At 43.0% G+C, this 17,658-nt stretch carries 19 protein-coding genes and 1 pseudogene; 12 read left to right on the plus strand and 8 right to left on the minus strand.

From position 1 onward, the window contains the following. Positions 1 to 33: 33 nt before the first annotated feature. Entirely contained in the window at positions 34 to 381 is a 348-nt protein-coding gene (locus ACR32F_RS04850; protein ID WP_440116680.1) for a helix-turn-helix domain-containing protein, read from the minus strand. Between the two features lie 446 nt (positions 382 to 827). Between ACR32F_RS04850 and ACR32F_RS04855 the strand changes: the two genes are divergently transcribed. The 8 genes from ACR32F_RS04855 to ACR32F_RS04890 all read left to right on the plus strand — a co-directional run bounded on the left by ACR32F_RS04855 (position 828) and on the right by ACR32F_RS04890 (position 7,780). Further along, a complete protein-coding gene (locus ACR32F_RS04855) occupies positions 828 to 1,043 on the plus strand; it encodes a hypothetical protein (RefSeq protein WP_440116682.1) in 216 nt (71 codons plus the stop codon). A 246-nt stretch (positions 1,044 to 1,289) separates the two neighbouring features. Then, a complete protein-coding gene (locus ACR32F_RS04860; RefSeq protein WP_440116684.1) occupies positions 1,290 to 2,405 on the plus strand; it encodes a WXG100 family type VII secretion target in 1,116 nt (371 codons plus the stop codon). 12 nt (positions 2,406 to 2,417) lie between these two features. Beyond that, entirely contained in the window at positions 2,418 to 2,729 is a 312-nt protein-coding gene (locus ACR32F_RS04865) for a hypothetical protein (RefSeq protein ID WP_440116686.1), read from the plus strand. A gap of 199 nt (positions 2,730 to 2,928) precedes the next feature. After that, positions 2,929 to 3,567, plus strand: coding sequence for a hypothetical protein (locus tag ACR32F_RS04870; protein WP_440116688.1), 639 nt, complete (start codon positions 2,929 to 2,931; stop codon positions 3,565 to 3,567). 251 nt (positions 3,568 to 3,818) lie between these two features. Next, positions 3,819 to 4,268, plus strand: coding sequence for a hypothetical protein (locus ACR32F_RS04875; RefSeq protein WP_440116690.1), 450 nt, complete (start codon positions 3,819 to 3,821; stop codon positions 4,266 to 4,268). A gap of 40 nt (positions 4,269 to 4,308) precedes the next feature. Further along, on the plus strand, positions 4,309 to 4,806 hold the full coding sequence (locus ACR32F_RS04880) for a hypothetical protein (protein WP_440116692.1): 498 nt from the start codon (positions 4,309 to 4,311) through the stop codon (positions 4,804 to 4,806). 225 nt (positions 4,807 to 5,031) lie between these two features. Beyond that, on the plus strand, positions 5,032 to 5,358 hold the full coding sequence (locus ACR32F_RS04885) for a nucleoside triphosphate pyrophosphohydrolase (protein ID WP_293200237.1): 327 nt from the start codon (positions 5,032 to 5,034) through the stop codon (positions 5,356 to 5,358). After that, positions 5,342 to 7,780 carry a DEAD/DEAH box helicase family protein gene (locus ACR32F_RS04890; protein WP_440116694.1) on the plus strand — a complete coding sequence of 813 codons (2,439 nt, stop codon included), beginning with the start codon at positions 5,342 to 5,344 and terminating at the stop codon, positions 7,778 to 7,780. Before ACR32F_RS04885 ends, ACR32F_RS04890 begins: the two co-directional genes overlap by 17 nt. 94 nt (positions 7,781 to 7,874) lie before the next feature. Here ACR32F_RS04890 and ACR32F_RS04895 read toward each other — a convergent pair whose 3' ends face one another. From ACR32F_RS04895 to ACR32F_RS04905, 3 genes are read right to left on the minus strand one after another with little or no spacing between them, the layout of a single operon-like run. Further along, positions 7,875 to 8,276: a hypothetical protein gene (locus ACR32F_RS04895; RefSeq protein WP_440116696.1), complete on the minus strand. Its 402-nt coding sequence runs from the start codon at positions 8,274 to 8,276 to the stop codon at positions 7,875 to 7,877. Continuing rightward, positions 8,257 to 8,646, minus strand: a complete 390-nt coding sequence (locus ACR32F_RS04900) for a hypothetical protein (RefSeq protein ID WP_440116698.1) — start codon at positions 8,644 to 8,646, stop codon at positions 8,257 to 8,259. The genes ACR32F_RS04895 and ACR32F_RS04900 overlap by 20 nt, the downstream gene beginning before the upstream one ends. Next, entirely contained in the window at positions 8,643 to 8,987 is a 345-nt protein-coding gene (locus tag ACR32F_RS04905; RefSeq protein WP_440116700.1) for a hypothetical protein, read from the minus strand. The genes ACR32F_RS04900 and ACR32F_RS04905 overlap by 4 nt, the downstream gene beginning before the upstream one ends. A 74-nt stretch (positions 8,988 to 9,061) precedes the next feature. Between ACR32F_RS04905 and ACR32F_RS04910 the strand changes: the two genes are divergently transcribed. From ACR32F_RS04910 to ACR32F_RS04920, 3 genes and pseudogenes are all read left to right on the plus strand, one after another. Then, positions 9,062 to 10,432 (plus strand): lipase family protein, encoded by a 1,371-nt coding sequence (locus tag ACR32F_RS04910; protein WP_440116702.1) that lies wholly within the window; start codon positions 9,062 to 9,064, stop codon positions 10,430 to 10,432. A gap of 15 nt (positions 10,433 to 10,447) precedes the next feature. Further along, complete coding sequence (locus ACR32F_RS04915; protein WP_440116704.1) at positions 10,448 to 10,723, plus strand: hypothetical protein; 276 nt, start codon at positions 10,448 to 10,450, stop codon at positions 10,721 to 10,723. Positions 10,724 to 10,809: 86 nt separating this feature from the next. Then, positions 10,810 to 12,722, plus strand: a pseudogene (locus tag ACR32F_RS04920) (3'-5' exonuclease). 156 nt (positions 12,723 to 12,878) lie between these two features. On the opposite strand, the gene ACR32F_RS04925 reads toward ACR32F_RS04920, so the two are convergent. The 4 genes from ACR32F_RS04925 to ACR32F_RS04940 all read right to left on the minus strand — a co-directional run bounded on the left by ACR32F_RS04925 (position 12,879) and on the right by ACR32F_RS04940 (position 15,964). Beyond that, positions 12,879 to 13,646, minus strand: a complete 768-nt coding sequence (locus ACR32F_RS04925; RefSeq protein ID WP_440116706.1) for a MerR family transcriptional regulator — start codon at positions 13,644 to 13,646, stop codon at positions 12,879 to 12,881. Continuing rightward, the gene (locus ACR32F_RS04930; protein ID WP_440116708.1) at positions 13,621 to 14,550 is read right to left on the minus strand and encodes a DUF2268 domain-containing protein; all 930 of its coding nucleotides are present in this window, start codon (positions 14,548 to 14,550) and stop codon (positions 13,621 to 13,623) included. Before ACR32F_RS04930 ends, ACR32F_RS04925 begins: the two co-directional genes overlap by 26 nt. Positions 14,551 to 14,709: 159 nt before the next feature. Then, a complete protein-coding gene (locus ACR32F_RS04935) occupies positions 14,710 to 15,351 on the minus strand; it encodes an MFS transporter (RefSeq protein WP_440119687.1) in 642 nt (213 codons plus the stop codon). After that, a complete protein-coding gene (locus ACR32F_RS04940) occupies positions 15,308 to 15,964 on the minus strand; it encodes an MFS transporter (RefSeq protein WP_440116710.1) in 657 nt (218 codons plus the stop codon). Before ACR32F_RS04940 ends, ACR32F_RS04935 begins: the two co-directional genes overlap by 44 nt. A 276-nt stretch (positions 15,965 to 16,240) precedes the next feature. On the opposite strand from ACR32F_RS04940, the gene ACR32F_RS04945 reads away from it, so the two are divergent. Continuing rightward, the gene (locus tag ACR32F_RS04945; protein WP_440116712.1) at positions 16,241 to 17,539 is read left to right on the plus strand and encodes a galactokinase; all 1,299 of its coding nucleotides are present in this window, start codon (positions 16,241 to 16,243) and stop codon (positions 17,537 to 17,539) included. Positions 17,540 to 17,658: the final 119 nt, after the last annotated feature.

Genomic DNA, 17,658 nt, shown 5'->3' on the forward strand with positions numbered 1-17,658 from the left:
AATATGCCGCCTTGCCTTTGTTTTTTTACATGTTTAAGATCCTTTTAATATCTCACGTATCACATTTTTGGTTAGATGAATACTCTCTGGGGAGGCGTCTCTCAACATGGCTACAATTTCTTGAATTATTTCTTCTGACTCTGTGAAGTGAAAGTCCTCATCGATATAAGCGAACAGCTGTATTAAGTTCACTTCAAGTGACTCAGCTATTTTCGCCAAATTCACCAAAGAAACATTCTTTTCACCACGTTCGATCTGTCCTATGTATGAAAAATGAAATCCGCCTTTTTCTCCGAGGGATTCTTGTGAATACCCTCTTTCTTTGCGTAGTGCGCGAATTCTGGCTCCGACCAGCTTCAAAACTTCTCTGTCCTCGTTCATGGTATTCACCTCTCTATGTTCAAAAGTGTAGACAAGTTTCCTCAAGGTAAACACCAAGCGAATAATACAAATATTATATTTGATTACTATAGGTATCATTTTATTGTATAATACTGGTATTAACTCTTTGGAGGGATGACAATGGCAAGAAATTGGTCAATTACCGAAGCACATTGTGTTCACCATTTGGATTTTATCTCACGTTTGCAAGACCATGATAGCTCCATACAACCCAAGTCACCACATACTCCGGCTTACCACATGCTACGTACTACAATAATGGACTATCACCGACATGCTCAGTATCACATCAAGCTCGCTACCATCATGTGTAATCACAATCAGTTCAAAGCTTGTCTGATTCTCTGCGATTGGGCTCGGCTTCCATGATCAAGGCGCTTTATATCCATAAGTATCGTTCAGTGCACCCACCCAAGGATCTCACCATGAACGAAATTTTGCCTTTAGTCCATACTGACACTGAACCCGGATTGGATATTGCTTTGTTCATCGGCACGATGCAACATCTGTCATCCTTAGAGGATTACCCACATTATCAACCACTTGAGCTAAGCAACATAGAAAAGCTTCTTCAACGAACAGAAGAAATATTGGATGAGTTATCCGAATGTTTGATGAATGATTCCCCTAAGTTACCTTGATCTTAATCGGGAAAAGCATGATGAATGCGTATATGGAACTGACACGGATAGGGGAATGATCTCATTCCCTTTAGGTGCGCGTACCTTCAATCGGATAGTTCTTTTCACGGCATTTGAGACTTGGGGAGTGCGTTTGATATGAATATAGTTAATTTAATAAAGGGAAAATCAGGAGTTTGGAAGGATGCGTGTACACCAAGCTTCTGCTAACATGGTGAAATCCTATTTCAAACGACGGGGAATGATATGAGTACAATTAAAGTGACACCGGAGCAACTGCTGCATGTATCTAGGCAAATCGAGCAGGGCAGGCAGCAGTTGGAAGGAATACGTAATGACCTGACTGCACGGATCGGATTCATCCAGTCTCAGTGGGCGGGAGCAACACAGGAACGGTTTTTCTATGATTTTCAGCAGTCACATTCTGTACTGGATCGAGCACTGGAAAGAATGGTGAAGTCTTCCCAAGATCTGTTCGCGATTGCCGAGAGATTCAAACAAGCGGATCAGGAACAGGTGAGCTTGGGAGCCGTTGTTGGACAGATTGCTGCCCATACAATGATGAACCATAATATAGGTAACACAGAAGAACAAAGACGAATGGTATATAATCCTTTGTTTGGAGTTAACATGCCTGCCAGTGAAGCAGAGGATGGAATGCCAGGGCAAAAAGAGTTTGTTAAGTATTGGGAAAATGGCGGCACCTATGAAGAAATGAGAGCTGGACCGAAGCAACCGGAGTTTAGTGGTGGGGATATATATGATGAACAGATCAGCGCATTTAAGGAAGGTCATCATCCCGTAACTGGAGAATCCATACCTGCATGGCAAGCAGCAGTTTCTATAGGGGGTTTACAGACTGCTAAGCTCGTATTGGCTTTTACTGGAACGTATAATAGGGGTTATAAGGTTCCGAAAGAAGGATTAGGATTTCCAAAAGGTATGATTGGTGCAAGATTTTCAGTGAGTAATGAAAGAATTCACCATGTTTCAGTTGGAGATTTTAATTCTAAAAACAGACTGATCAATGGCGGTCATGGTCAAGATAATATCAATTACTTAAATAAAAATAAAATTCCATTCAACATTACTAAAGAATATCCAAATGGTGTGCGAGTTGGTAATATACCAAACCACAAAAACAAAGCAAAGCGAAGTGGAGAGGGCCAAGCATGGTTCCCTAAGGAGTGGACATCGGAAGATATAAAAAAGTCAGGTGAGCATGTAGCAAATCTGCCTGAGAATAGAGTTAAGGGTGACGGTGAATGGATGTTTGGAAACTATAATAACGTTAGAGTAGGAGTGATCAAGAACGATGGACAGATCGGAACGATTACTCCAGATAACTCAAGACAACCGTGAGGAGAGCAAACCATGGTAGACTACAGTGAAAAAGTTATCTCATTAATAAAGAAGAGAAAAGATTTACACCCCGACGATCCAGCTATTCAAACGATATGGAATGAGATGGTAGACATTCTAAAAGAGAATGAGCAGAGTGCCATATCATTTCTAAATCAATGCGGAGAAGAAGATTTATATTGGCTCAGTGAGATATTTGAAGATCTATCTTCTGAATTCCAAAGTCGAGCATTTATAGATTGTCTTCTTCAATTGCAAAAGAAGTATCCTGATCTGGATATGGAGCAAGACATAGAATATGCGATCCAATCAATGGAGGATTAATAATAAGATTGACAGCCTATTTCAACTCGAATACGAGTAGTCATGGGCTATTTTTATCTCCTCAATCCAATCAACTACTTTACAAAATCATCCCATCCCTTCAGTTGAAAGTATCCAAGCCCAAGAAGCTTAGGGCAGACGAAGATGATTTGATTTGGATCATAGATATAGATGGTGACTTTAACATAATTGGAGTGAGATGATGAGAGTTCAGCTTAAAGATACATTAGCATTACAAACCAATTTATCATTTGATCAAAAATATATCGTATTTGAAATAAAGTTTACTTCTTCAGGAGATACGTATTACAGTATTGAAAATGATGCTATGCGGGTTGTTCCTTATGATTCGTCACTATTTAATGTAGTTTCAGATAAGTTAAATGGTGACTGGACTATCTTAGATAAGCCTAATCAATCATCAGCCAGGTTGCCAAGAGAGATCGCTCACATGACATTTTGGGAAGAGTTTTACAATGATGAACCCAAGGCTCTACGGGCGTTTAATCAAGCTAAGGCTAGATTATATCTTGAAGAGTTAGAGGATACCGAAATCAAAGATATTCTGGAGAGTAACAACGAGGAAGAGATTTTCTTTGTCTTAAATACGTTAATCAGGACGAAGTGTGACACGTTTACGAACGACATGATCCAGGTTGCCAAAACGAGGCTGGAAGAAAATCGTTATTCACAGGACGACATGTTATTGGCTGCATTTCAATATTTGAGTTTGTTTCAAGAAGAACATATCAATGAATTCTTTATATACTACTTGACCAACGTCGAGCTTGGAAATGATGAATTAACCGAGATTGCAAGTAATTACTTTGCATCATAACAGATATGGTGAGTGGATATGGGGCAGACCTTAGAGAATATCATCTTTGTTTTTAAGAAGAAACAACTTTCTGAGATGGTTACTTTTTCAGATGTAACAGGAATTTTTTTTATTGTTAATCATGATGGAGAATAAAAATGTGCTGGCAGGTATGCAAGAATAAGATCATTGAAAGTAATCAGGAAAACATAGTTTTCAACAAAGAATAAACGGACTCTCAAGTGGGTGGGATGGTGTCAAAGAGTATTTACATGAAAAGTAAAGAAGAGGTGCTTATGCCGGAACTTATGGCGTATACCTTGGCCAAATTAGGTTCGTATGAATGGAATAGAACAGAGATGTATAATCCGAATCGGATCTATGAGAAACCTGCAGGTTTTTATTTTAGATTCCATAACGCTGATCAGCTTTACACGCAATTAAAGCATTGTATTCAGCACTTTAAGGGTAACCTTGAGTGGACGATCTATGTAAGTCCTTTAACCAAAAATCAAAATTATGTTATTGAGCCTGCGGAAGTATATTATGCGAAACAAACTGACGCATATCAGGTGAATTTGGAACTTGAGGAAGTGCTTCAAGATTCATATAAAGAAATCTGTGAGCAAGCGCTTCAAGACATTCCATTGTTATGTAACCATATTGAGCAATGGTTTGACTTGGAATATAAACAACTATATCCACCTACAATACCGAATTAATGTGATATGAAGAATTACCTGATGTTAGAGGGGTTGTACTATGGAGAGTTTAGAAATCATTTTAATTGATTTTAACAAAAATAATCTGGATCAATTCATTAAGAATGAATTGAACATTCAGGTGGATCAGATCAAAAGTTCTCACTTTTATGATAACCATAATAAAAGCGATATTGAATTTCAGCAAATAGAGAGCGTCAAAGCTATTCTTTCTCCCAAAGGAACAGGAAATCTATTATTGTCTGAGCTTAATCTGGGTTATACCATTAGCGATGCACTGATTGTGTTTTCTTTCGATGAAGAATCTGGAGATATCGTTATGAATTTTCCTGAGAGAGAGTTATACACCGGAGGAAAATCAGAGACAGCGTTACAAGCTCAAAAGATGGTAGAGTTTATCCTTGATATGATGAAGAAGTACGAAATAGAGAAAGTTAGAATTGGTTTTGAACCAGCTATAGACGAAGACACTTGCTTGGTGGAAATTGATAAAGACACAATGGATACGAACTCTATCGTTGCAAAACTATTGGGGTAGAACCCTTCTGATCCATAGTTGGATACTGTGAAATTAGACATTACGTATAATCAAAGCCCATTTCAACTCGAATACGAGTAGTCAAGGTTATTTTTATCTCCTCAATCCAATCTACTACTTTACAAAATCAACCCATCCCTCCCTATGGCAAATGGTATAATGGCAAAAAGGGAGATTCTGGCGCGAGGCTCGAAGGCTCTCACAGTAGAAAGGATGTTATACCACATGCCTACATACAACAAATTGGTGCGGGACAAGATTCCGCATATTATCACATCAAGCGGTAAGGAATGCCGGACGCGCATTCTGGACCCGGAGGAATATAAACAAGAATTAAGAACAAAGCTGAGCGAAGAGTCTGAAGAATACATGAGTGCAGGAAGTGATCAGGAAGCGCTGGAAGAACTGGCTGACATGCTGGAGGTGATCCGGGCGCTGGCGGAGGTGCACGGTGCGAATGCGGCCCAGCTGGACAAGCTGCGGGCGGACAAAGCGGAGGCGCGTGGTGGATTCCAGGAGCGGGTGTATCTGATCGATGTCGACGAAGCTTAACGTTAAACTCATTACAGATAACCTTGCAGATGAACTGATCACCCGGATGCATCATGCGTCCGGGATTTATATTATGACGTCCTTTATTATGCAGTCCGGGGTGAGACTGCTGGCCCCGCACTTAAAGCGGGCGGCGGAGCGTGGTGCAGAAGTACGGATGCTTGCGGGAGACTATCTGTATATCACACAGCCGGAGGGCTTACGGGCACTGTGTGAGGTTGATCCACGAATTGAGACACGTTTGTGGCGAAGTATGGGCACTTCTTTTCACCCGAAAGCGTATCTGTTCGATCATGACAACGGAGAAGGACTGCTGATCGTCGGTTCGTCTAACTTTTCGTTCACGGCTCTGAAGACGGGGTATGAATGGAATCTGGCGATGAATGCGGAGGCGGAGCCGTATACGTTCCAGTCAGCTTTGGACAAGTTCATGCAGAGTTTCTACCACGAGACAACTTTGCCGGTGAACCCGGATTCGATTGAACTGTATGAGGAAGAGTACCGAAAGTATCACCAGAAGAATCCGGAGATGATCCAGCGCATCACGGAGATGGAAGAAGCGGAGTTTGGCACAGGTCTACCTGAGGACAAAGAAGAAGAAACCGCCGAGCTGTCGCTTGCCCCGATCCAGCCACGTTTGGCGCAGTTGGATGCGCTCGAAGCACTCCATGGCACGATGGAGGAGCAGTACGACAAGGCAATGGTCGTCATGGCAACTGGGCTAGGCAAAACGTATCTGGCGGGTTTCTTCGCCCAGCGGTTCCAGCGAGTATTGTTTGTGGCTCACCGGGAAGAGATTTTGTTCCAGGCGAAGAAGTCTTTTCAGCGGATCATGCCTGAGCGCAGTCATGGGATCTATAACGGACAGTATAAAGATGGAGCGGCGGATTGTGTCTATGCTTCGATCTTTACGTTGAGTATGCAGAAGCACCGGGATGGGTTTGCGGTGGATGCCTTTGATCTGATCGTGGTGGATGAGTTCCATCATGCGGCGGCGAAGACGTACATGTTGGTGATTGAGCATTTTCAGCCGAAGTTTCTGCTGGGTATCACCGCTACCCCGGATCGACTGGATGGCAAGGATGTGTATGCGCTCTGTGATGGGAATGTAGCGTACCAGATGCATTTTATTGAAGCGATCCGGCGAGGTTGGCTGGCGCCATTTCAATATTACGGAGTATTCGATGATACGGACTATTCGCAGATCCGCTGGATCGGGACAAAGTATGATGAAGAACAGCTCATGGCCGTTCAGTTGCAAGAGGAGCATGTGGAGACGATCTTTGCGGCCTGGGTGCGGCACAAGCAGACGAGAACGATTGGCTTTTGCTCATCGATCCGCCAGGCGGACTATTTAGCTGCCTATTTCCGCAGTCAGGGCGTGAAGGTGCTCAGTCTGCATTCGCGCACATCGGAGATGTCGCGGGAGGAAGCGATCCGACAGCTTGATGCGGGTGAGCTGGAGGTTGTGCTGACGGTGGATCTGTTCAATGAAGGAACGGATATACCGCGTGTGGACACGTTGCTTTTTGTGCGTCCAACGGAGTCGCTTACGGTGTTCACCCAGCAGGTAGGGCGTGGTCTAAGGTTAGCGGAAGGCAAATCGCATTGTGTCATCATCGACCTGATCGGGAACTACCGCAATGCGGATGTGAAGCTGAGTCTGTTGGATGTGCGTGGAGACGAGGAACGAAGCGGGAAAGCGATGGATTCGGGTGTGCCTGAAGTTCCAGCCAATTGTGGAATTCATCTGGAGACCCGGGTGGTTAATCTACTCCAAGAGCTAAGCCGCAAACGGCTGCCACGCCGCGAGAAGCTGCATCAGGATTTTCTGAATGTGAAGCGAGAGCTGGGGCGTATTCCGACTTATCTGGAGCTGCATCTGATGGGACGTTCGAAGAGTATCGGGTATCGGAGTGAATTTGGTTCGTATGTTGGGTTTCTGTATTGGGCGGGTCTGCTGTCCCCGGATGAGGGAGAGGTGTACGTCCGGCAGGAGGTGTGGTTGCGTGATGTGGAGAAGACGCTCATGAACAAAAGCTACAAGATGATCGTGCTGCTGTACATGCTGGAGCGAGGCGAAGCGCACTGGATGGACCCGATCACGCCGGGTGAGATGGCAAGGTTTTTCCATACGTATCTGACCGAGAAGGAATACCGGAAACGGAAAGACTTTTCAGACAAGTACAAGCTAGCGCTCTGGGAATGGAACGAGAAGACGGCAACTGAAATAGTGAAGCTGATTTCTGAAATGCCGATGTCCAAGTGGAGCGGCGCGAAGGGTAGTATGACCCGTTTCGAGGATGGGGTGTTCTCTCTGGATGTGCAGGTGCAGGATATGGAAGAACGGACGGTGTTGTATCGCTGGACGAAGGAGATCTGTCTGTATCGGTTGCATGTGTATTTTGAGCGGGGACAGTAGAATAATACAAGAAAAGCTGCTTTTGCATTCAGGTTGGTCTGAATTCAGGCAGCTTTTTTTGTCTTTCATATGTAGGGTGGAACATGCAATTTTACTAGGGTTTAATTTCTTCCAAGCTCTTTCGTTTCTGAATAAAATCTCCTGGTCCGCTTGCAGATGTAACCTCTAGGGAAGGGAAATAGAACGAGAGTGAAACATGAGTATAGCGATCATCTTTAAGATACCCTTTTAGCACCATGGTTGAAGACATGGGAATATTGATGTAAAACTCCGTAAATTCCACTTCCACATCGTAATATTTTTTGAAGTATTCTTGCCCAATCGGAATCGCCTTTTCAAAATACGCTTGTTCCTCTTTTTGAGATAATCCTCCACAGCCAGTTGTAATAAATATAAGGATTAAAATTAAAACTGCTGAATGAATTAATTTAAGAAAGAAAATCATCCTGTTCTGCGGATGGTTTGAATTGGAAACTTCATTGGGAATTAACCTCATCCTCACTCTTTCGTTTTTTTATGAAATCCTCGGGACCTTTGCCGGAGCGCACCTCCATAGATGGTATGTCTAATGATAGAGATATCTTGATTGTTTGATCATTCTTAATATAACCATAAAGAAACATGGTAGAAGAATTAGGTAAGTTAATATCATATTCCGTAAATACGACATCTGCATCATAATGTTCGTGGAAGTACTTTTGTCCAATAGGAATTGCTTTTTCAAAATACGCTTGTTCCTCTTTTTGAGATAGTCCTCCACAGCCAGTTGAAATAAGTACAAGGGTTAAAATTAAGAATGCTGAATGAAATAATTTAAGTAAGCGAATCCTCCTGATCTGTAGAAGGATTTGAGTTGTGAGCTTCATTGAGAGTTAACCTCATCCTCACTCTTTCGTTTGTCCATAAATTCTGCAGGTCCTCCAGCTGAATCAACTTCGAGAGAGGGCAGGGATAAAGACAAAGAGAGAGAGGTATATGGGTCATCTTTAACATGACCATATAATACAATTGTAGATGACATGGGTACATGAACTTCGTAACGATTAAACTCAACATCAGTATCATAATACTTCTTGAAATATTCTTGTCCAATGGGGATGGCTTTCTCATAATAATCTTGTTCATCGGCTTTAGAAAGGCCACCACAGCCTGTGAGAATAGATATCGCTATTATGAATAGTGTGATTGTGCGAATAATTTTTAACAAAATGAATAAACCTCCTTTCTTGGAAAAAAGTATGCAACATAGTATACTATAATCCTAAAGAAAGGAGAATAGTAATGAATGGCTATATAACTGAAGAAACATACCATTACATATCTAAAACAGTATATAACTCGGAGATAGAAGCAGGACAGAAATATGACGAAATTCCCAACTGGAAAATTGTCAAACCACATACCACTTTACATGACAGTAAGACCGGATTTGACGCTGAAGTATTCCATAATGAAAATACGAATCAAATCATCATTGGTTATAGAGGTACAGAGCCCGGAGGTCGTCCTATTCAGGAGAAACTTCCCGATCTGGAAACGGATGTACTGGACGTTGTCTTGGGAAGAGCCAAGCAACTGGAGAATACATACAATCAACATCAGAGTGGAGTAGAACGACTCCCTAGCAAGTATGACCAAAACGTGATCAATGAGGGGTATAAGGATACACAATTTTATCAGGCAGAGGAACTTTATAGAACGGTTAAGAAGGAGTACCCTACAGCAGATATAACGACAACGGGACATTCATTGGGCGGTGGGTTAGCCGAGTATGTAGCGGTGCGTAATGATCTATCAGCGGTAACCTATGATCCGGCGAATATATTGCCAGTGTTATCCGATGACATCATTAAGCGCATTGATAACGGTGATTATAAAGATAAGATCTATTCCATATCACATCCTGGTGACATTGTTAGCTCTGGTATTATGAGTGCGCGCAAAACAGTAGGAACAGGACTCTTTATTAACAATACATATCAGGAAGCTAATAGTAGATTTTATGTACGAATATCTATTCCTGACAAGGACAGTAAGTATAATGTTTTTAAAAGTTTTTTGGGTCTAACAGAAAATAAGGTGGTTTATTTGCCCATAAGTGTTCCCTTTCTGAATCAAGATCCCATAAGCAAATTTATGAACTCATTTGGTAACCAGAAAACACATGATCTAAACTATTTTCAGTTTGATGAACATGGATTTATAACAAATAAGTTATTCACAACTACTAATGGACAACCTGTAAACGGGAATCTACGTTTTGATGCTTATTTAAAATCTTTGGTAGCCCAAGACAACATGAAAAAAGCATTTGAGCAACTTTTACAACAATATGGATCGAAGTTGGGGGCATATGGACAATATGCAGCAGCAGCGAGTGGTGTTACCATACAGCTTTCTGTTGAGGATTTGAAGGCCGCAGGGCAGAAGATGGAACATTATGTGCAGGAATTTCAGGCAAGTTTACCTACAGCGATGAATTCCATCTTACGATTGGTTGAAACGAGTCGAAGTCGATCATTGGAACCGATCGTGGAGCGACTGACACATGACTTGCATCAATTTAGCCGCTGGTATGAAGAGGAAGCGCATCTTATTGCAGAGTATATCAACAAAAAGGCAGAAGATTTCAGGATCGCTGACGAGGGATAACAAGGAGGGTTAGAGGTGTCTGGAAGAATTTTGGTCGAACTGCATGATCTGATGCAAGCAGAGAAAGAAATGACTCATTTGATGAATCTATTAAAAGCAAACAAGGCCCATGTCCAATCTATTGGGGAAAGTATAGGAGACTGGAAAGGTCAAGCGTCAGAAGAAATGAGAAGCAGAATGGATCATTTTCTGACTGTAATGACAAGAAGGATCGCTGAATTTGAGCATCAACAAGTGGATTTAGCAAGATATACCTATCGTATGGAAGAGGTGGATCGTGCCGGAAACTAATGTGGATTAGAATCTAAACTGCAACGAAATCAAGTGGCGAAGTAAGAAACTACTATATATTCAACTAGAATTTAGGAGCGATTTGCATGGCAAATACAGTACCAGAGGTTATCCCGAAAAAGCGATGGCTGGTGAACGGTTATTATTTGAAACTCTTAAGAAACATCTCCCGGAAGACTACATTGTGTACTATGAACCTGAGATTCGTGGAAGACGACCGGATTTTGTCATTATCGGGCCAGATTTAGGGTTGCTTGTACTAGAAGTGAAGGATTATACCAAAGGCACGCTGCATCAGGTAAATCGGGATGAATGGACTTTACACACTACGGCAGGTGAGACGACTACTGAACGAAGTCCACTAAAGCAAGCGAGAGATAACGCATTCCTCATAACGGGTCAATTAAAGAAGGATAAGAATTTGATTAAAGAAGGAACGCCAGGATATTTGAAATTCAATTATGGGTATGGTGTTGTTTTCAGCCGCCTGAAGCAAAAGGACTTTCTACATATGGATTTATACAGTGTCATAGATCCGGTGTTTGTGCTGACCAGAGAAGAGGTCGATCCGGAGGATGAAGATTTCTCGGAGGAAATCCTGATTGAGAAGCTTCTGCACATGTTTACGGTACCCACTCGGAATCGATACATCTTGACCGATGAGGATGTGCAGGCGATCCGGTATCATCTGTTCCCCGAAGTGCGGATTAGTGCGGAACGTAAAGAAATTGTGCCTCATCAGGATCAGTTACTGTTATCCTTGCACAATATCAAGACGATGGATCTGCATCAGGAAAAGATGGCGAAGCAGGTTGGTGACAGGCACCGATTAATCCGCGGTGTCGCGGGTAGTGGTAAAACGCTGGTGCTTGTCAGTCGGGCGCGGATGCTGGCGAAGGCCGATCCAGACTGGGACATTCTTGTACTTTGTTATGGATCAACCTTGTCCCAATACTTGAGACAGGCCATTGTGCAGAAGATGGCAGAGCCTGAGGATTTATTTGATTTTGTAAATAATGATGGGTTTTCTTCGCTTGCATCCAATATTCAGGTGAGTACGTTCCATTCGTGGCTTGGAAAGCAGTTTCGGATCATGGACAAGAAGTTGCCAGCTTTGCTGGAGAAGGTGGAACAGGGCATACAAGAGTTACCGAAGTATGATGCAATATTGATTGACGAGGGTCAGGATTTCGAACCGGATTGGTTGAAGCTGGTGAGTGCTTGTCTCAATGAGGAGACGCAATCGCTCTTGCTTGTGGAGGATCGGGCGCAAACCATTTTCAAACGAAAAAACAGTTTAGCTCAAGATACGGGATTGGATTTCCGGGGGCGCTCCAAAATACTAACGATCAACTATAGGAACACGGCACAGATCGTGCAATTTGCGTGGGATTTCTACAAGGAGCACTCCCGGTTACAGCAAAAAGTCATCAGCACTGCGGCAGACGGAATCGAGATTATACCGCCTCAGTTCACAAAACGCAAAGGACCAGAGCCTGTAATCTACCAAAGCCAAAGCACGCAGGCGGAGATGGCGTTTGTAGCCAAGTCGATTGATTATCTGCGCCGGGAAAAATCGTTTGCCCTGAAGGATATTGCAATCCTTTATAGGGTACAGGAACATCAAGGAATTAACATTATTGGTGAGATACAGCAAGCTCTAAACGATAACAGTCTTCCGTATAATTGGGTGACCAGAGATGAACAGAGTAAGAAAAGTTTTGATCGTGAAGAGGAAAGCATTAAAATGTTAACCATTGATAGCGCCAAAGGGCTTGATTTCAGGGCTGTGTTTATCATTGCCATTGAAACGATGCCACGCAAGGTGGGCAAAACAGATGAAGTGGATGAACGGGAGGTGTCCCGTTTCTATATCGGTATGACACGAGCCTTGGAATGGCTGTTCCTGAGCTACTCTGGTGAATCCCGATTCACGCAATATCTGGATGAGGTGCAGCGGCAACGAACAGAGAAACAGAAGGATAAGGTTATAGGGTAAGTGTAAATGCTCGTAAGTTTAAACGAAAGAATAAGTAATTCATATGAACGTGTGAACAACCGAAAAAACGTACCTTCCATAACGTTGGGTGATGGAGGTACGTTTTTTTTGTTTTTGTGTTCTTTAGCGTAATTTCCCACCCACACAACCCTAGTCCTATACCTTTTCAACCTTCACCAAAACCATAATGGCTTTATACAAAAACTTCAAAAAGTCCCCATCGCCAAACTGATCAAAATAATCGACATAGCGACGATCGGTCGTATAGACTTCTGCAATACAGGCCAGAATCTCGGCGTCACAGACCATGAATTGTTCCAGACACCTCTTCCATTCACGCACTAACGCCTGAACCTCGCTTGATGCAGGAGACTGATCATGATGCTTCGCCAATTCACGAAACACCTTCTCCATGTTTACCGAGAACTGCTGGTAAGTTTTTTGTTGCTCTTCCATAGAAAGTTGGTTCATATTGGTTTCGAATTCTCGATACTTTTCCGTATCCCCATAGACAAATTTCGCCTCAGATTCATATTGCTCTTGAATAGATAGAATGGGGGAGTCGCTGAACATATCGAGATGAACGATATCCGTCCCATCCACATATTCATCCAAATGATGAATAATGGTTTCTAGCTTTTGTTTTCGTTCAACAAGTGTGCTTCGGTGCGCTCTCAGAAGTTCTTTTTGTTCTTTTTTGGAGAGCTGCATCATGTCTGCGATGTCTTTTAATGCAAAATTCATTTCTTTGAACAGAAGAATCGTTTGCAGATTCCCCAGTGCTTCCTGATCATATAACCGATAGCCATTGTCCTCGACTTTGCTCGGTTTTAATAGATCGGTTTTATCATAATAATGTAATGCGCGTTTGGTTACGCCGGTAATCTGCATAATGTCTTTAACGGTGAAATAGCGTGTCTTCATGCCAAAAGTCCTTTGTTTCCGCAAATATGGCACTTGCTGGAGTAATGGTTGCTTCGGTAATAGATTGACCTGTTTTGTGCAAATAATATTGGATCAAGTGATATCCGCAGGCATAGCCAGCCGCATAGGGCATACCTACAGGGGGCAGATTTTGCATGACTGTAAGTTCATCACCATAGAGATATGGGGTGATTTGTTCAAACCCTGTGACATGCAGCTGATCTTTTATTCTGGGCTTGATTACGGTATTCAATGTTTCCATATTTGTTTTGGCGACCCAGGGTCCTAATAACTGTTCTCCATACAGGGATGTAGCGAAGTTCTCTGCCAGTCCCTCACTAACGATCATTTCCCCGAGCGAGATCTGGTGGTGATCCCACTGAATAAATTGATATCTCACATTATGATTGCATTCATGGGCTAACACGGATGGCATACGGGGTAAAGTATACGCACCCGGAATCAGGTTGGCAATAATATAGCCAGGAATTCCGCCATCTCCACAAATGCCTTCATTCATCTGGAGCGAGGGACTGTTCTGATCTCCTAATAAAATCGTATAAAGATACTCGGATACCGGGAGTTCAACTCCATTTTCGAGAAAGGTGGTTAGACTTGTAGTAACGGCATCCTGACACTGTTGCCAAAATGCTTCAGACGAAATCGCTGCTAACGATTCGTTAATCTTAGGCGTTATATCTGCGGGAGCGATATTCATAAAATTATTCATCATGATCACATCGAAGCCGTGGGGCTCACTGGATTGAAAAGGAATCTGTTGAATGTTCCATTTGTTCATAAAAGGGCGCATCATGTGCTCACGATACAGCTCTACTTTGTCATTGGGTGCCGCTTGAATGATCTCTTCATAGATTTTATCTGAGCGTAACGCGGTAATTTTCATCAATAATCTCTCCTTCATGTAAGCTTGAGATTATTATCAAGTATGACCCAACGTAACAGTCAAGAGCTGTATGTACATTGCTTGGATTATGGAATATCCGATTACCAAAAAAATAACCCGGAAGCTTTAAAGATCTCCCAGGTTATTAATATATGAATACTATAATTGGTGAGTGTTATGCTGTTGCTCCGAATGATTCTGCATTTTCAATGCGAATATCAGACACGAAATGATATAGATCAGGCTTAGCAAGAGATAAGGAAGTTGTAGCGAAAATACACGATCAAATGTGGTTTCACTAACCCGTACCAATAATCCGCCGAGAAGCGTACCAATGGCACTAATGCCAAAGGACAAAAAGCGAAACACGCTTCCAACCCTGCCAAGCATCTCATTAGGAACGGAACGTTGGAGAATTGAAGAACGTGTAACATTGTAGACAATAATGAAAAATACAGCACAGAAGTACAGTCCGCCTACCAGATATGCATTCGTGGTTAGACCTACCACGCCGTAGACGATGCCCATACACAAAATGGATGAGATGATTAACTGTTTCGTTGTCCACTTGTTGCGCATGTAAACAACAGCCTGGCTCCCCACGATGCTGCCGATCGTTGCGATAGAAATTAATATACCGAATGCAAACGCATCCAACTGAAGGACGTCTCGTACAAAAAAGATTTGAGTAGCCAAAATGACAGAATACATTAGCGTAATGGTGACGGACAGAATCGCTAGTCCACGGAGAAAGCGATCATGATAGACATATTGAATGCCGGACCATATCCCGTTTCCAATTTTTCATTGGGCGAGCTTCCTTCTTGGTTGCTTCCGTATCCCCTGGATAGAATTTTCCCCTCAAACTGATCAAAAAAAGCAGAGCAATAACAGCCGTTACGGCGTCTATGGCAAAAGGAAATACAATATGCAGGGTTATGATAAACCCTCCCAGGGCAACGCCCAGAATATCACTTGTGATTAACTGTCCCGCGGTGAATTGCCCATTGGCTTTTTCTAATTTACTCTCATCTACCAGTTGAGGGATGACCGTCTGCACCGTACTGTCGAATACGACTCGGCTAAGGCCAATCCCAAACATGAACAGAGCCAGGAGCGGAATGCTCACCCATCCTCCCAAGATACATAACGTCAGAGCAAGCAGTAGTATCATTCGCGTAAAGCCTGCCCCAATCAGCATATGTTTGCGTGAGTATCGGTCAATGAGGACACCCACGGGTAGACTGAAGAGAAGCCAGGGTAAACGAAGTGCCGTCATGGTGACAGAGGCATACAGTGTGTCGCTTGTAAGTGTTGATATGAGCCAAGGAACCGCAGCCAGCGTAAGTCCATCACCCAAAAATGTAAGCGAAAATGCACCGAATAGCTTGGTATAGTTTGACTTGATTTTCATCGCTCCCTCCATCAATAAGATGTTAAGCATAGCCATATTATGGTTGGAAAATAATGTGTTTCACTTAAACCAAATTTAAGTTATTGCAAAATGGTTTTCAATCCTATTTTTACAACAAATAACTTCACAAAACGCTTACAAACTTTCAATTCTACCCTACCTTTTCCGCTACGAAGCTGAGATAATGGGAGAGGAATAAGGTATGAAACAGACGCGACAACCATGTTCACCAACATCCAAAAAATAAAAAGCTGCATATCCATAGGAGGATTATTAATGACGACACAACCATTGAATCTGATCCAATCCACGGAGGGCCAAGCGTTACTTGCCCAAATGTATGGACAATCACAAGTAGAGGAACAGACTGCACGTTATACAAAGCTGAACGCAACGTTTGAAGAGTACTTTGGCGCGCAAGAAGGAAGCAAGGTGTTCAGCGCATCAGGACGCAGCGAGATTGGCGGTAATCATACGGATCATAACCATGGTAAAGTGCTGGCGGGCAGCATTACGCTGGATACACTTGCGGTGGCTGCGCCAACGGCAGAATCGGTTATTACTTTTTATTCGGAAGGCTACGACAAGAAATATGTAATCGATCTCACAGATCTCACGCCAAATACAGAAGACGATGGCACAACAGCATTGATTCGCGGTATGGCTGCGGGATTCGGAGAGTTTGGACACCAGGTTGGCGGCTTCAAAGCGTACATCTCCAGTAACGTATTCTCGGCATCAGGACTCAGTTCCTCGGCGTCATTTGAGATGCTGATCTGTACGATTTTGAATCATTTCTATAATGATGGAACACTGGATGTTGTAACCTTGGCCAAAATCGGTCAGTATGCGGAGAATCACTATTGGAACAAACCTTCCGGTCTGCTGGATCAGATGGCTTGTGCGTATGGCGGACTCATTGCTATTGATTTTGAGAATCCTGCACAGCCTGTCATTGAACCTGTTCAATGGGATTTCCAACAAAACGGCTACTCATTGGTCATTGTGAACACGGGCGGTAACCACGCTGATCTGACGGAAGATTACGCTGCTGTGCCATATGAGATGAGAGCGGTTGCTCAGGCACTGGGCAGCGAGTATGTTCGGGAAATTACAGCTGACGCAATCTATGCCAACCTCAAGAAGGTTCGGGAAGCTGCTGGAGATCGTGCCGTGCTGCGTGCGCTTCATTTCCTGGAGGAAAACAATCGGGTAGATGGTCAGGTTCAGGCGTTGCGGGATGGCCGTTTTGCTGATTTCCTGAGCCTGATTACGGCGTCTGGTAACTCGTCATGGAAGTGGTTGCAGAATGTATATCAGAGTGGTGCTGTGAAGGAACAAGAAATTGGCATCACGCTGGCACTGACCGAGAATTATCTGCAAAACCTGGGTGATGGCGCTTGTCGTATTCATGGTGGTGGATTCGCAGGGGTTATTCTGACGATCCTTCCGAACGAAAAAGTAGAAGAGTATATGTCCTGGATGCATGACATGCTGGAAACGCCGATTATTGTTGTTAATGTGCGCGCACAGGGTGCGGTATGTCTGAATGCGTTGATCACTAACGCGGGCTAAACGCAGTCAGATCTATAGTTCTAGCATGATTCAACGAAGTCCGGGTCATGCCCGGGCTTTTTGGGTTGTTCATTTTCGATAAAACTTCAAACCTTGAAGGTCCGTAATGTGTTATTTAA

This window comes from Paenibacillus hebaui (assembly GCF_051934385.1).
Lineage (GTDB): Bacteria > Bacillota > Bacilli > Paenibacillales > Paenibacillaceae > Paenibacillus.

Bases quoted from the DNA above. Each gene is read 5' to 3' on its own strand.
- ACR32F_RS04850 (WP_440116680.1), bottom strand. From the start codon at position 381: ATGAACGAGGACAGAGAAGTTTTGAAGCTGGTCGGAGCCAGAATTCGC.
- ACR32F_RS04855 (WP_440116682.1), top strand. From the start codon at position 828: ATGAACGAAATTTTGCCTTTAGTCCATACTGACACTGAACCCGGATTG.
- ACR32F_RS04860 (WP_440116684.1), top strand. From the start codon at position 1,290: ATGAGTACAATTAAAGTGACACCGGAGCAACTGCTGCATGTATCTAGG.
- ACR32F_RS04865 (WP_440116686.1), top strand. From the start codon at position 2,418: ATGGTAGACTACAGTGAAAAAGTTATCTCATTAATAAAGAAGAGAAAA.
- ACR32F_RS04870 (WP_440116688.1), top strand. From the start codon at position 2,929: ATGATGAGAGTTCAGCTTAAAGATACATTAGCATTACAAACCAATTTA.
- ACR32F_RS04875 (WP_440116690.1), top strand. From the start codon at position 3,819: ATGAAAAGTAAAGAAGAGGTGCTTATGCCGGAACTTATGGCGTATACC.
- ACR32F_RS04880 (WP_440116692.1), top strand. From the start codon at position 4,309: ATGGAGAGTTTAGAAATCATTTTAATTGATTTTAACAAAAATAATCTG.
- ACR32F_RS04885 (WP_293200237.1), top strand. From the start codon at position 5,032: ATGCCTACATACAACAAATTGGTGCGGGACAAGATTCCGCATATTATC.
- ACR32F_RS04890 (WP_440116694.1), top strand. From the start codon at position 5,342: ATGTCGACGAAGCTTAACGTTAAACTCATTACAGATAACCTTGCAGAT.
- ACR32F_RS04895 (WP_440116696.1), bottom strand. From the start codon at position 8,276: ATGAGGTTAATTCCCAATGAAGTTTCCAATTCAAACCATCCGCAGAAC.
- ACR32F_RS04900 (WP_440116698.1), bottom strand. From the start codon at position 8,646: ATGAAGCTCACAACTCAAATCCTTCTACAGATCAGGAGGATTCGCTTA.
- ACR32F_RS04910 (WP_440116702.1), top strand. From the start codon at position 9,062: ATGAATGGCTATATAACTGAAGAAACATACCATTACATATCTAAAACA.
- ACR32F_RS04925 (WP_440116706.1), bottom strand. From the start codon at position 13,646: ATGAAGACACGCTATTTCACCGTTAAAGACATTATGCAGATTACCGGC.
- ACR32F_RS04930 (WP_440116708.1), bottom strand. From the start codon at position 14,550: ATGAAAATTACCGCGTTACGCTCAGATAAAATCTATGAAGAGATCATT.
- ACR32F_RS04940 (WP_440116710.1), bottom strand. From the start codon at position 15,964: ATGAAAATCAAGTCAAACTATACCAAGCTATTCGGTGCATTTTCGCTT.
- ACR32F_RS04945 (WP_440116712.1), top strand. From the start codon at position 16,241: ATGACGACACAACCATTGAATCTGATCCAATCCACGGAGGGCCAAGCG.